General features: G+C 59.5%; 14 protein-coding genes. 4 read left to right on the top strand and 10 right to left on the bottom strand.

All coding sequences use genetic code 11. From position 1 onward, the window contains the following. Positions 1-26 precede the first annotated feature (26 nt). The 3 genes from QEH57_RS03095 to QEH57_RS03085 all read right to left on the bottom strand — a co-directional run bounded on the left by QEH57_RS03095 (position 27) and on the right by QEH57_RS03085 (position 2,604). Positions 27-851, bottom strand: coding sequence for a sugar phosphate isomerase/epimerase family protein (locus tag QEH57_RS03095; protein WP_309005211.1), 825 nt, complete (start codon positions 849-851; stop codon positions 27-29). A gap of 25 nt (positions 852-876) precedes the next feature. Continuing rightward, positions 877-1,434 (bottom strand): cupin domain-containing protein, encoded by a 558-nt coding sequence (locus QEH57_RS03090; RefSeq protein ID WP_309005210.1) that lies wholly within the window; start codon positions 1,432-1,434, stop codon positions 877-879. A gap of 126 nt (positions 1,435-1,560) precedes the next feature. Continuing rightward, complete coding sequence (locus QEH57_RS03085; protein WP_309005209.1) at positions 1,561-2,604, bottom strand: PEGA domain-containing protein; 1,044 nt, start codon at positions 2,602-2,604, stop codon at positions 1,561-1,563. Between the two features lie 204 nt (positions 2,605-2,808). Here QEH57_RS03085 and typA point away from each other — a divergent pair, with 204 nt between their 5' ends. Further along, a complete protein-coding gene (gene typA / locus QEH57_RS03080) occupies positions 2,809-4,617 on the top strand; it encodes a translational GTPase TypA (protein WP_309005208.1) in 1,809 nt (602 codons plus the stop codon). An 83-nt stretch (positions 4,618-4,700) separates the two neighbouring features. Here the strand turns inward: typA and QEH57_RS03075 are convergent, their stop codons facing one another. The 7 genes from QEH57_RS03075 to QEH57_RS03045 all read right to left on the bottom strand — a co-directional run bounded on the left by QEH57_RS03075 (position 4,701) and on the right by QEH57_RS03045 (position 10,659). After that, a complete protein-coding gene (locus QEH57_RS03075) occupies positions 4,701-5,147 on the bottom strand; it encodes a response regulator (RefSeq protein ID WP_309005207.1) in 447 nt (148 codons plus the stop codon). Between the two features lie 74 nt (positions 5,148-5,221). Beyond that, entirely contained in the window at positions 5,222-6,109 is an 888-nt protein-coding gene (locus QEH57_RS03070) for an inositol monophosphatase family protein (RefSeq protein WP_309005206.1), read from the bottom strand. Next, a complete protein-coding gene (locus QEH57_RS03065) occupies positions 6,099-7,082 on the bottom strand; it encodes a phosphotransferase (RefSeq protein WP_309005205.1) in 984 nt (327 codons plus the stop codon). The genes QEH57_RS03070 and QEH57_RS03065 overlap by 11 nt, the downstream gene beginning before the upstream one ends. A gap of 99 nt (positions 7,083-7,181) precedes the next feature. Beyond that, entirely contained in the window at positions 7,182-7,385 is a 204-nt protein-coding gene (locus QEH57_RS03060) for a hypothetical protein (RefSeq protein ID WP_309005204.1), read from the bottom strand. A gap of 600 nt (positions 7,386-7,985) precedes the next feature. Next, a complete protein-coding gene (locus tag QEH57_RS03055) occupies positions 7,986-8,717 on the bottom strand; it encodes a hypothetical protein (protein WP_309005203.1) in 732 nt (243 codons plus the stop codon). Beyond that, the gene (locus tag QEH57_RS03050) at positions 8,718-9,653 is read right to left on the bottom strand and encodes a 50S ribosomal protein L11 methyltransferase (RefSeq protein ID WP_309005202.1); all 936 of its coding nucleotides are present in this window, start codon (positions 9,651-9,653) and stop codon (positions 8,718-8,720) included. Between the two features lie 88 nt (positions 9,654-9,741). After that, complete coding sequence (locus QEH57_RS03045; protein ID WP_309005201.1) at positions 9,742-10,659, bottom strand: aldo/keto reductase; 918 nt, start codon at positions 10,657-10,659, stop codon at positions 9,742-9,744. Between the two features lie 177 nt (positions 10,660-10,836). Between QEH57_RS03045 and QEH57_RS03040 the strand changes: the two genes are divergently transcribed. The 3 genes from QEH57_RS03040 (at position 10,837) to QEH57_RS03030 (ending at position 13,766) form a co-directional block, all read left to right on the top strand. Then, positions 10,837-12,105 (top strand): hypothetical protein, encoded by a 1,269-nt coding sequence (locus QEH57_RS03040; protein WP_309005200.1) that lies wholly within the window; start codon positions 10,837-10,839, stop codon positions 12,103-12,105. A 77-nt stretch (positions 12,106-12,182) separates the two neighbouring features. After that, positions 12,183-13,025, top strand: a complete 843-nt coding sequence (locus tag QEH57_RS03035; RefSeq protein WP_309005199.1) for a DUF3667 domain-containing protein — start codon at positions 12,183-12,185, stop codon at positions 13,023-13,025. 246 nt (positions 13,026-13,271) lie between these two features. Further along, positions 13,272-13,766 carry a lactoylglutathione lyase family protein gene (locus tag QEH57_RS03030; protein WP_309005198.1) on the top strand — a complete coding sequence of 165 codons (495 nt, stop codon included), beginning with the start codon at positions 13,272-13,274 and terminating at the stop codon, positions 13,764-13,766. Positions 13,767-13,787: the final 21 nt, after the last annotated feature.

The raw sequence follows: 13,787 nt of genomic DNA, 5'->3' as shown, positions 1-13,787 counted from the left end.
TAGAGTTACGGTTACGTATTAAAATATTAGATACAGTGCTTCTGGTAAGCGTCGGTGATCATTTTGAGGTATTCGTCCTGATCCATTGCCCAGTAGCGGTTAGAAAAGATTTCGACTTCGTCGAAGCCCTTGAATCCAGCGTCCACGACCATCTTGCGAATGCCGCGGTTGTCGATTACGCCTTCTCCCATCAGACCGCGGTCATTAAGCATGTCTTCAGGTTGGTCCTTCCAATCGCAAAGGTGGAAGGAGAAAAGCCGGTCCTTCTCAGCCGTGAGCTTGATCTGAGCTTCCAAGGCGTCGTCCCACCACACGTGGAAAACGTCGACCGTGATCCCAAGGTTCTTGTGGTCCACGATGTCGCAAAGCGCGTTTGACTGAGCCATCGTCGAAACCGCGCTGCGGCTGTCCGCATACATCGGGTGAAGCGGCTCGATGCCCAACTTAACGCCCGCGGCTTCCGCATGCGGCATCACCGCCGCCAAACCTTCCGCGATCTGCTCGCGGGAAGTGAAAAGGGACTGCCCCGGAGTCGCTCCGCAAACCAGCACGATCAACGGCGCCCCCAGCTCGGCAGCCTCGTCGATCAACTTCTTGTTTTCGTCGATCGCCACTTGCCGCGTCGCCGCGTCGAGTCCGGTAAAGAAACCGCCACGCACATAGGAAACGATTTCCAAGCCTTCCGAACGCGTCATCTCGCCAGCCGCCTTGATGCCGCCAGAGAATCCCTGGGCCGCGTCACGCCAAATGGATACGCCGCCGATTCCAGCGGCAGAGTACTTCTGGACCGCAGTCTGCAGATCCCAAGGCTTTGTAGTTATCGTGTGGAGACAGAGTTTTTCGAAGCTCATAGATAATGTTCCTTTTAGTTAAATTCTAATAGCGCTTGTCCTTGCGGATGTGGACGATCACCACCTGGCAATCCTCGATCGCCTCGTAGCTGTGCTCCTGGATCGCGTCGAATTGGATGCTTTGCCCCGCCTCGAGCTCGTGGCTCTCCTTGGGCAAATCCAAGCGAACCGTCCCTTTCAGCACCCAGCAAATTTCATGGTCGTCATGATGGATCTCCGGCTTGGAAACCCGAGCTCCCGCCACCGCCGTCGCATAAATGCAATCCGCATTCCCATAGCGAATCGCCTCCAGCTCGAAGGCGCCCGACTTGTAGCGCACCGAGCTTTTCTTGTTGGAAATCGGGGCCTCCGCCAAGGAAAGCAAATCCGTGGCACGCATCCCGAAAACCTTGCCGATCTTGTGCAAGGTCCCCACCTCCGCCTGCGTTTGGTTACGCTCCAGCTTGGAAATGACCGCTACCGAAACGCCGCTCCGCTCCGACAGGGCGCTCAGCGTCAAGTCAGCGCGCTTGCGAATATCCCTGAGGATGGAGAAATTGAAGGCCGGCACAGCCTCCTGTGCGAGTACGGGGTCACTTGCCATGCACCGATTTAGATCAAATCATGTTTTTCTCTGCAATAATATTATTCGACTTTTTTATCCCCTGAGATAATTCAAAACCCTAAGCCGCGTGGCATTTCTCCCCGCTTTCCAGACCATCCGCACTTTTCAGAGCCGGGCCGTCCAACGGGAGACGCTGCCTTCCAGCACCTCCAGCTTGGTGCTTTGGCGCAGCCTCCCGTTCACGTATACCGAGATGTCGTAGGCTCCGATGATCAGTTGCGGCACGGAAACGTAAACGCCCTCGAAGCTTTTGACGTAGTCGAAGGTCTCGCCGTTGTCGGGCGTGCAGACCAGCTCCACCTCGACCCGGTCTCCGGTCGAACCGCCCACCACCGTGATCTCTACCCCGCCCTGCCGCGGTTTCATCTCCAGGTCCGTCAGGCTTAAAACTCCGTACTCCTTAATCCTAATCGGATAGTCGTAGTCGTAATACTTGGGGTGCTTCAGGCTGAGCTTCAGCTTGCCGGCCCGCATACCGCTGGCCTGCAGCGGCGTCACTCCCACCTCCCGGTCATTGAGGAACAGGCGGGCGCCCGTCGGAATCGAACGCACCTCCAAGGCCCCCGTCCCTCCGGAACCGTACAAGTCTAAACGCTGGGCAATCGCTTCCCGCTTCGGCGCCCACGCCTCCTTGAGCTGCTGCATCAAGGGCTGCTCGAAGCGCCCCGATGCCTGCCGCACGCGTTCCTGCATCACCAACAGGGACTCCTCGTCCGCCTCGAGCGAGAACGCCCGAACTTCCGCCAACATGCGATCGAACTCCCGCATCCGCTGGGCCCGCGGCTCGTAAGCCTCGCTAAACCGATCCCACAGCTGGCTCCGCACCGCCAGCGAAGCGTCCTCCCTCGCGTCGAAGGCCACCAGCTGTTCACGGACCCGATCGAAACTCTCCTGGGTCGACCACTCCCCGAGGCTCGCCACCACTCCGCGCAGCTCCCGCGCATAGGCCTGCGTTTCCGCCAGCTGCAACTTGGCCCGCTCGCCCGGCACGTAAACCTGAGCATAGTACCAATAGCAAAAGGCGACTCCGCCCAAGCCGGCCACCCAGAACAGGACAGCGAACCAGCGGCTCGATTTCTCGGACTTGCGAATCCGGGCCCGAGCGTCGATGGGCTGCGGGTCCTTTTCGGGGCGGGTAACAGACGGCATGGCGAAAATACAGAACCCCAAGACCAGCGACTCTCAAGCGAATTTGCCACCTTCCCCACCCCCGCAACCCTGCCCCCTCGACCTGCCTTCGCCACGGAAGCGCCCCTCAGGTGTAACATTATAATAGCGCCCCAAAATACATCCAGCCTTGCCAAAGCTCGCATCCCTCGTCACAAGTCCCCACTTTTTGCACCTAGGAGCACCATGAAACGCAACGAAGACATTCGCAATATCGCCATCATCGCCCACGTCGACCACGGGAAAACCACCCTCGTCGACCGGCTCATGCAGGAGGGCGGAGTCTACCGCGAAAACCAGGCCGTCGCCGAACGCGCCATGGACTCCATGGACCTCGAGCGCGAAAAAGGCATTACCATCAAGGCCAAGAACACCTCCGTACACTGGAAGGGCAAGACCATCAACATCGTCGACACTCCCGGCCACGCCGACTTCGGCGGCGAAGTGGAACGCGTCATGAAGATGGTCGACGGCGTGCTCCTGCTCGTCGACGCCAAGGACGGCCCCCAGGCCCAGACCCGCTTCGTGCTCCGCAAGGCCCTCGGCCACGGCCTCAAGCCCATCGTCGTCATCAACAAGCTCGACCGCGAACACGCCGACCCCGAGCGCGTGCACGACCTCGTCCTCGAACTCTTCCTCGCCCTCGACGCTGACGAAGACCAGTTCAACGCCCCCTTCATCTACGGCTCCGCCAAGAACGGATTCGCCGTCCGCAACATCGAAGACGAGCGCGTCGACATGACCCCGCTCTTCGAAACCATCCTCGAGCACATCCCCGCTCCGGAAGCCGACACCGAAGGCGAGTTCAAGATGCTCATCTCCAACATCGACTGGGACGACTACGTCGGCCGCGTCGCCATCGGCAAGGTCCTCAGCGGCAAGGTCGCCAAGGGCGACACCATCCTCCGCGTCAAGGAAGACGGCAAGCGCGAGCGCATCAAGGTCACCAAGGTCTTCGAATACAGCGGCATGGGCTCCTCCGAATCCGTAGAAGGCCACGCTGGCACCATCGTCGGCGTCGCCGGCTTCGAGGAAGTCGACATCGGCGAAACCCTCTGCAAGACCGAAAGCCAGGAGCCGCTCCCCTTCGTCGAAATCGACCCGCCAACCATCATGATGCAGTTCGCGGTCAACGACGGCCCCCTCGCCGGACGCGACGGCAAGCTCGTCACCTCCCGCCAAATCCGCGAGCGCCTCATGCGCGAGATGAAGACCAACGTCTCCATCCAAGTCGAAGACGGCGAGACCTCCGGCATCTTCAACGTCTCCGCCCGTGGAGCCATGCAGATCGCCGTACTCGTCGAGACCATGCGCCGCGAAGGATTCGAAGTCCTCGTCTCCCGCCCGAGCGTCATCACCCAGCAGATCGACGGCAAGACCTGCGAGCCCTTCGAAACCCTCTGGATCGAACTGCCAGAAGAATGCATGGGCGGCATCATGGAAAACCTCAACAACCGTAAGGGCATCATGACCAACATGGAAACCCGCAACGGCATCGTCTTCCTCGAGATGGAAATCCCGACCCGCGGCATCATCGGCTTCGAGATCGACCTCGTGAACGCCACCAGCGGCCACGGCATCATGTCCCACCTCTTCCTCGAGTACCGCCCCATGGTCGGCGAAATCGTCACCCGCAAGAGCGGCACCCTCGTCTCAATGGCCAACGGCAAGACCACCGCCTACTCCCTCTCCGCCCTCGAAGACCGCGGCAAGCTCTTCGTCGGCGCCGGCGTGGAAGTCTACGAAGGCATGATCGTGGGCGAAAACCCGCGCCAAGGCGAAATCCCGGTCAACCCGACCACCGCCAAGCAGCTCACCAACTTCCGCTCCTCGGGCGACGGGAAGGGCATCCAGCTCAGCCCGCCGATCTCCTTCTCCCTCGAGCGTTCCATCGAGTACATCGCCAACGACGAGTTCGTGGAGGCCACTCCCAACCACCTCCGCCTCCGCAAGCGCATCCTCAACGCCACCCTCCGCAAACGCGCCAGCCGCTAGGAGCGAACAGAGAAACTTTTTTCAATCCAGCGCGAAGCGAGCCATCGCTTCGCGCTTTTTCATGCCCCGCCCCGCGGAACCGCTCAAGCGTGCTCGCGACCCAACCAATTCTCGAGCGACTTCACTAGGGCCCGCGGATCGATCGGCTTGGTAATGTAGTCGCTCATTCCGGACTCCAAACAGATCTCCCGGTCGCCATGCATCGCATTCGCAGTCAAGGCGATGATGGGAACCTTCACGTTATGCTCCCCCGCCTCGCCTCCGCGAATCGCCCGAGTCGCCTCGTAGCCATCCATCTCCGGCATCATGCAATCCATGTAAATCAGATCGTAGCGCTTGCTGCGAACATGCTCTAGGGCGATCGCCCCATTCTCCGCAGTGTCGGGATCGACAGCGCCATAGCGCTTCAGGATCGCCTTCGCCACCATCGTATTGGAAGCCGTATCGTCGACCAACAGCACGCGGGGCTCAGACCTCTCTCCCTCTTCCTTCGCTAGGGAATCTTGAGCATTCGGGGTAAACTCTGCCACAGCCAGAAAATGAGGCAGCCCATCGAAGCCAGTCAACACATTCCCTTCTTCAATCCCCTAATAGCAAAAGGCATTTACCCTATTTGAGCGATTTTCGAATGGGTTTTACGAATACGCTCCGCCAAAAACTCGCAACTCGCAAAAAGCACGCCGCTCTCGTTCATGAACAAGCTCCTCTCCGGGTTGAGCTTCAACGCTGCTCCCGACAAATCGCACACCACGCCGCCAGCCTCGCTCACGATGCAAGCGGAAGCCGCGAAGTCCCACACGCTGCCGCCCCCTCGCTTCGCCTTCGGCAACTTGAAATAGCAGCTCCTCCCTCCCCGCAACACCGAGCAAGCGTTCAAGGCGGCCCCCATTCCAACCGTGTTGCTGATACCACCCGCTCCGCTAACCGCCTCCAAGTCCCTCAAAACCGCAGCATGCCTCGGATCGTCCCGACTGCTGCGATCGCTAAAAACAGCCAAGACCTCCGCTCCCAAGGGCCTCTCAGGCAAGCGACGGACCTGGCCGTCAACCCTCGCCCCGCATCCCTTCGTCGCCTCGAACAGCCTGTCCTCCCGCGGATCGTAGACCACCCCCACCAAAGGCGCGCCCGCGCGGGTTACCAGAGCGATCGAAACCCCATAGCCCGCAACGCCCTCGATAAAAGGCAAAGTCCCGTCCAGCGGATCGATGCACCAAAAGGCCTCCCGCTCGAACCGGCTTCCATCGTCTTTCCGCTCCTCCGTCAACACGCCTAAGCCAAACGCCTCGATCGAGGCCTCCAACGCCCGCAGGATCCGCTCCTCCGCCAAACGGTCCACCTCCGTCACCACCTGCGACGCCAAAGATTCCCCGGCCTCCTTGCCTTCCACCAGAAACCTCGAACCTACCCGCTGCTCGATCAGCTCGCCCGCCTCGCGAGCTGCCCCAGCCGCCAGCGAGCCCAGCTCCCTCAGATCCCTTTCGCTAAACCCCATCGCCCAGCCCCTCCACGACCTCCCTCGCCAAACGCTCGCTGTAGCTGTGCACCTTCCAGTGCCCCGGACTCCAGCCCTTCAAGAAACGATGGAAATCCGTCCACGCCACCGGAAACAAGCGACGCCATTCCCGCTCGATCGCCTCAACGTCCGCCTCGCGACCCAAACGCGACAACGCCTTGCCCAGCTCCCCGAAATACCAGTCGAGCAAGCTCGCCTCCATTCGCTCGCAATCCGTATCAGTTAAACAACTACCGATAAAGTAGGCCACGTCCTTCATCCCGCAGCCCCCGCCCACGTACTGAAAATCCACCGCCGCCACGCGCTGGCGAACATCGTCGAAGCAAAAGTTCGCCAGCTTCGCGTCCCCATGCACCAAGGTCTTGAAGCGAGCGCCCTCCAGGAGAGCGTCGATCTGGCCCGCCGCCTTCTTCAAAGAAACATCCTCCAACGCCGCCAACTCGTCCGGCCGCGTATCCAGATGCCAATAACTCCCCTTGGGCCACAAGCCCTCCGGCTCCACGCCAAGAAAACGGGCATGAAACTCCGCCAACCACGAAAGACACCGCTTCATGTCATCCAGCGACGCCGCTGTCTTACGAGCCGAGAAGCCGCTCGCGTCGAGATCCTCCAAAGCAAGCATCATCTCGCCCCCTTCCGCAGCCGTCGCGAAACAGCGCGGAATGCGACACGCCTGCCCGCAGGCCTTCGCCTGCCCCTCGTACCAAGCCATCTCCACCTCGTACGAGCGAATCTTCCTCAAATGGGAAAAATCCGAATTCCATCCCCTTGGATGATCCACCTCGTTGGGAATCCGTACCAGCTTAACAACTACATAATCAAGCGATCCACCCACCACGCCCAAACGAGCGATCTTCCCATACCCGCTCCAAAGGCTTTGAATCGTCTCCAGCTCCACCACATCCTTCGCCTCCAATGAGCGACACAACACCTTCCTAAATCCTTCGTTCATGCTTCGAACCAAGGATCTATCGAGGCCAGTCCCCCACTGTCCAGCACCAGATCGAAAAAGCTCCCCTAGGAGGAAGCAGCCAGCCACGCCCAAACGAGCCTACAGGGCCCTACCGTAAAAGACGCAGCGCTCCCAATGGTACCCGCTTTCCGTCTTCACTCCGCATTGGGTGCAGGAATCGCAAGCCTTGATCATACCTGGCGATTCATAACCGGTAATATCGTTCTCGTCGCTCGCCAGCTCCAGGGTCACCTCCCGGTGCACCGCGTTGCAGACCTTCTTCACAACTCTCTCTTTTAACATAGCTCTCAGGGTCCGAGGTTAACGAAAGAAGGGGCAGTCCCGAGAAACCGCTCGGCCACCGTCCCAGTTCCCGACAAACAGCCGGCCTATCCGTCCCGGGATTTGCCAATTCCCAGACGTCCAGACCGCTGGAAAGTCGCCCACCAAACGAGGATGCGAGCGACCGAACTAAAAATAGTCCAACCCGAGCCGCATATCCACCGCCCCGCCCACCTTTTCAAACGAATGAAGCCAACCTAATACCCCCTAAGAGACAGAGCCCACCGGCCACCTCTCCCATTGCAGGATCCCCCAAAAATCCATCAAAAACACCTGCGAACTAGAACCCCAAATAACTCGCTCCCTCACCCCAAACGCCTCCTTGCTCATCAGAGCAATGCCCACCGGCCACCATCCCTAAGAAACCGAAAAAAAATTCGCGTCCACGCTAGTCCGCCATTTCGTCCGCCGTAGCTTTAGCGAAGGTGGAAGCTCAAAGAGCGACGGCCGGATTCGCGCTTCCTCACATAGAGCAACCCAAACGCTCCCCCAAAACCATCTGCGCCCATCTGCGCCATCTGCGGGCAAAAAAGCACAACCCAGTCGCCCGACAAACGAAAACTAGTCACCACCGCAACCACCGCCGCAGTCGCTCCCACACGAGCTGCCACAGCCGCCGTGGCTACCGCCCTTTCCTCCACCCTTGCCGCCACCTAATCTCGCAATCACCACCCCCACAACGATCACCACGAAAATAATTCCCACCACGACATCCCCGTCTACCTTGGCCAGAGCAGACGAAGCACCCTCCCCATCGCCCGCCAAGGAAAGCAGCGCCAGTCCAATTACTAACGCCACCGTGCCCGCAAGCTGTCTCCGCAAGCGTACCGCTGTCCGAAAAACGGTATCCAACTTTAAAATACGAGCGGTCCTGTCCTGCGGCATCGGCCAAAAGCGAACCGGAGCCGCCTCGCCGAACTCCCGTTCGTAGCGCATCAAGGTCTGCACGTAAGTCGCCCGAAAGCGCTCTCGATCCTCCCGAGCCCCCGCGCCGGGATCGTGATGCAATGGCCGTCCCAAAACCCGGCCGCAGAGCTCCTCCCAGTAGGAACGCGTATAAGTCAGGTGAAAATGCCAAACCTCGTCGACCGCCTTGGACGGAACAACTCCGCCTTCGCTCACCCCCGCCAAATAGAGAAACTTGCGGTACTCCTCGATCGCTGCCTGCGTCCGCGAAGGGCTCCAGCCAAGCTTTTCCTGCAAACGCAGGGAAAACGGCGACGCCGATTCCGGCGCGTCAAACTCGAAATGGCACAGTCGCTTCCAAAGCCCGGGATCCGTCATCGCAGTCACTCAGCCAACCGTAAAGCCGTAGCTCGCTTCGCCAACCGTTAAATTCATCATCAAGCTGCGCGGCTCCACCGGGTGACGCGTCAGGTCGTAGCTCAGCACCACTTCCTCGCCCACCTTCACCTCGATCGGCTCAATCGCAAAGTAAGTCTGCATCCAATGCGTCGTCGCCTGGAACGGCCCCGTATCCAAAATCACGGACGGCGTCAGCTCCGCCACGAACCAACCCGCGAAGCCATTGATCTTCCCATCCCGATCGATCTTGAAACGCAACTTCCCATGCTGCCACACATCCTCCTTGGCCGCCTTCGCCAAATCGAGCTTCACCAGCCCCTGCGGCTCCGCGATCACATCCGCCGCCGGAATCTCCGTCTTGATGGCGAGAGCCTGCTGCAGCTCGCGCCGCTCCAGATGCGAAAAGTCGATCCCATGGACCTTGTCCTTCCAGAACCCCGGTCCCTCGATGTCGTAAAGCACCGTCGAATCCACCGGTGCCATCATCAGCTCCACTCCGGACGGCAACATGCGACCGCCCTCCTTCAAGTTCGCGTCCCGGCAATTGATCACGTCGTCCAGCATCGTTTCCGCAAAGCCGAAGTGACCCAGCCACTCGCTCACAATCAAGTCCACCGGCTCCACCACGTCGAAGTTCGACGCGTTCGCGTTTACCACGTCGATCGTCCCCGACATTCCATTGCGCTCCACCGTCTCACGAGCCGCGGCCGCCACTGCCGACTGGTCCAGAGCATAGACCTTCTTCGCGCCCGCATTGGCAGCCAGCATCGCCAACAAGCCCGAGCCCGTGCCCACGTCGATCACAGTCTCGCCCCCTTGCACCGCTTCCTTGATAGCGGCGGCAAAGGCATCCGTACGGGGCCGGTCGGATACCATTAAACGTTGAAGGCCGAGCTCGGCGTAGGTTTCGAAGTAAAAGTCCACGGCAAGGAACTGCTCAGGCCAAGCCCCTATGGCAATCGAAAATACAAGCCCAGCGTCTAGGCCCGTCCCTTGTGCCTGAAAAAAAGGATCAAGGCACCGGAGCGCCGTTCCTCGCCTCCAGCAGCTGATACCAATCCTCCCGCTCGTACTTGATCTCCAAGGCCTTCCTCGCCGTCCGGATCCGCTCCGGAGTCGTCGAGCCCACGATCGGCAAGATCCCCGCCGGATGCCGCAGTATCCAAGCCAGCATGACAACCCAATCCTCCACCCCGTACTTCTCCGCCTGGCGATCGAACTCACGCTTGATACGCGCCTCGTCCTCCGGAGTGAACGTATTGCCCCACGCCGGATAAGCCACCCCGCCGATCGGACACCAAGCCTGCGGCGTCACCCCCAACTCCTGGCACTGGTCCAAGGTTCCATCCAGCAAGGCATCCAGGTTGTGGATATTCACCTCCACCTGGTTCACGATCAAAGGCAGGTCTAGGCGAGACCGCAGCAAGCTGAATTGCGACGGCTTGAAATTGCTCACCCCGCACTGCCGCACCATCCCCGAATCCACCAGTTCCACCAATGCCGACGCAGTCTCGTCCGGATCGAAAAGGTAGTCCGGGCGATGCAAAAGGAACAAGTCCAAGTAGTCCGTCTTCAGGCGACGCAGCGAGCCCTCCACGCTCCGCAAGATGTAATCCCTCGAAAAATCGTAGCGCCCCGGCAGCCCCTCCGTCGGCGTATCCTTGAAACGCACACCGCACTTGCTCGTCAGCAAAACGCTCTCCCGCGTGATCGCGAATTCGCTCATCGCCTCCGCAAACAACTCCTCGCAACGCCCCGCCCCATAGATGTCAGCGTGGTCGAAATGGTTGTAGCCCGCTTCGTAGGCGGCAAGGATAGCCTCCTTGCCGCGTTGCCGGGCCGCGGGCGAATCGTCGCCAGAAATCCGCATGCATCCGTAGACGAGCGGGGTTGAGTGAAGGGAGCTTTTTCCGAGCTTTACTGTTTTCATGGAAGGGGGGGTGGGGAACGTTCGCAACTGCCCTCCAAACAGCAAAAATCCCTCGTCCAAGTCGAACCGTTTCTCGATTCACACGCCCCAACGCGACTCGCACACAAGAGCGATTTCCCAAACTTTTCCAGCAACCGCCTTCCCTCCCCTGGGTAACAGGCGAGACAGAATCCCGCCATGCACCGCGCCTTCCAAAAGCTCATTCTCCTCGCTCTAAGCCTTGCCGCCCTAGCTCAAGCCAAGCCCCGCAATCAGGACCTTTCCTTCGAAGACTTCTACGAACTGGAACCCATCCAGGTCACGGGCCAAGAAATTCCCATCACCGTTTTCGCCCGTTCCGGAGGCGACCGTCGCTACGCCACCCGCTTCGCCCATAATGTCGTCGAGGTCGCCTACGACACCCTCGAACGGTCTCCCGGAGCCGGTCTCATCATCATCGGCAAGCCCGGCGAACCGCACCCCATTAAGCTGCTGGAAAACTTCATGGCCCAAGCGCAAGGCGACGACGCACCCGCCGAGCTTCGCCAAATCGCCGACGAGCTGGAACAGTCGGTCCAGAAATGGCGGGAAAAGATCGACTTCAAAATGGACGACGACGAAGGCGAAGAAGACTTCCCCATCGACATCGATACCTTGATCGACGCCTTCCCCATGCCGATGCCGCCCATCGCCGCCCAACTTTACCTCCTGGCCTGGGAACTCGACTTCGAACCGAAACGCATCGACCAACGCCTCTCAACGCTCACCGTTGCGGACCTCGAAGCGCAAAACTTCGAGGCATTCCGCTGGGTCTTCTACCTGCCCCCCAAGAACACCTTGAACAAAGTCCTCAAGGAAGTCCTCCCCCTCGCCTTCAAGGAAGCCGAACTGGGCCCCGTCAAACGAGCCCTCGCCAGAGCTGCCATTGCCACCTTCAAGCCCCTCATCAAGGACGCGGTCGAAGGAGTCCGCAAAGGAGTCCTCTACTGGTCCGTGCTTTCCGCCAATGCCGCCGCCTTCCACGATGGCGACATCGAACTCCTCTCCGGCAAATACATCGAATCCCAAATGCCTCGCGGCAAAATCCTTGGCAGCGACAAGACCGAGCGCGGCATCGAAGCCACCCGCAAGCAAAAGGCGGAAAACGAAGAGTACGCCAAAGACCCGTTCGTGGTTCTCCAAGCGGTCGACGATTTCGACCCCCAGCGCTTCCTTCCCTACCTCGGCCGCTACGGCGACGAAGGACACCGCAACAAACGCTTCTTCGAGGACGCCGGCCGCTACTACTGGCAAGAGGGCGACGACGAGCCGATCGAATTCCTTCCCGCCGGCGAGCTCTTTTTCGTATCCACTCAAAAAGACACCACCCTGCAGTTCTTTCCCGGAGAGACGCCCAGCTACACCCAAGTCGAGCTGCGCAAAGGAAGGTTCCGCCACACCTTCGACCGCCTCTTCGACTCTGAATAGCGGGAGCTAGAGCAGAACCTTTCTCCTTCCCAAAGGCAGCGTCCCCCTGCAAGCTCGCCTCGTCCCACCCCTTGCCCATGTCTACCCCCGTTTCCTCAAGCGCTCCCAAGCGCTGCTTAAACTGCAGCGCTGAAATTCACTCCACCTACTGTCCATCCTGCGGCCAGCGAGACCTCGACTTCAAAAAGGACTGGCGCGGGCTCGTCGGCGAATTCGCATCCTCGTTGCTGAATATCGACGGAAAAGTCCCGCAAGGCATCATCCGCCTCCTCTTCCTGCCGGGCTCCATGACGGCCACTTTCCTGGACGGCAAAAGAGCAAGCCAGATGCCTCCCCTGCGCCTCTACCTGTTTGCCTCCCTCCTCTTTTTCCTCTGGTTCAACTCGCAACAGGACCCCGACTTGGTCGCCACGCCCACCCTTTCCACAGCCGAAGCGCCCGCCAGCGAGAATGCCCTTTCCAACGGAAACAGCGGGGCCGCCCTCTCTGCGAAAATGCAGGAAAAGTTCGAAAGCCCGGAAGCCTTCCTCAACGCCTTCAACACCTGGCTGCCACGCGTTCTCCTGCTAGGCGTCCCCCTTCTCGCCCTCGCGACCCGCCTCGTCTTTCGCAGACGCGGCTACGTCTACCTCGAGCACGTCATCATCTCGATGCACCTGCAGACCTTCCTCCTGCTCTGGGTTTTCCTAATCGGCCTCAGCTCTGACCTCATTTCTCTCGCATCCCCCAAGGTCGGAGAGCTCGTCTGGGGCGTATTCATTTGGTGGATTCAGCTATATCCCGTTTTCGCGCTGCGACGCATCTTCCAGCTCACTTGGACCAAAGCGATTTTCGCCACCCTGTTCCTCGAGTTCGTCTTCCTTGTCATGCTCGCCGCTGGCGTAGCCCTGGTTTTGCTGATCTCGTTCTTCTGGGCCTGAGCGTTCCCCGGCCACCCCTTAAAAGTGTAAACCCTTACCCTTTGACATCAAACCACAGGGATCCGACAGCCTGCCCAATCGGCTCCGACCTGACGCGAGTACCCTTCGCTTCGCTATCGCAGCATCTGCTGCCGCTCGCGGAAAAAGGATCCCATCAAAAAACCTGCAATGCAGCCGACGGCGAAGCCCATGCGTTTGGCCCTCCAACTTCGACCATCGCAATAAATCAGCAAAACAAAGATTACTATGAAGACCTATCCAAAAACCTTCTCCCACATCGGACTGTCAGTGCCCGACCTTGAGAAAGCAGTCGCATTCTACGAAGAGGTCATGGGGTGGTACACCATCATGAAGCCTACCGTCGTGACGGAAGAGAACGACACCGCCATCGGAAAGATGTGTATCGACGTTTTCGGTACGGGCTGGGAGTCCTTCAAAATCGCCCACGTGTCTACGGGCGACAAGATCGGCATCGAAATGTTCGAATTCCGCAACAACGAGAAACCGAAGGAATTCGAGTACTGGAAAACGGGAACCTTCCACTTCTGCATCCAGGATCCCGAAATCGAAGCCCTCGTGGAAAAGATCGTCGCCCACGGCGGCAAGCAGCGCATGCCGATCCGGGAATATTACCCGAACGAAAAGCCCTACAAGATGGTCTACGTCGAGGATCCGTTCGGCCTAGTGTTCGAGATCTACACCCACAGCTACGAGCTCACCTACTCCCAGGGAGCCTACTAAGCAGGTCGGCTCTCAAGGACG

The organism is Pelagicoccus sp. SDUM812005 (genome assembly GCF_031127875.1).
Classification (GTDB): Bacteria; Verrucomicrobiota; Verrucomicrobiia; order Opitutales; family Opitutaceae; genus Pelagicoccus.
Note: the sequence above shows the minus strand (reverse complement) of the source record. Positions and strands in the feature narration are given on the sequence as shown.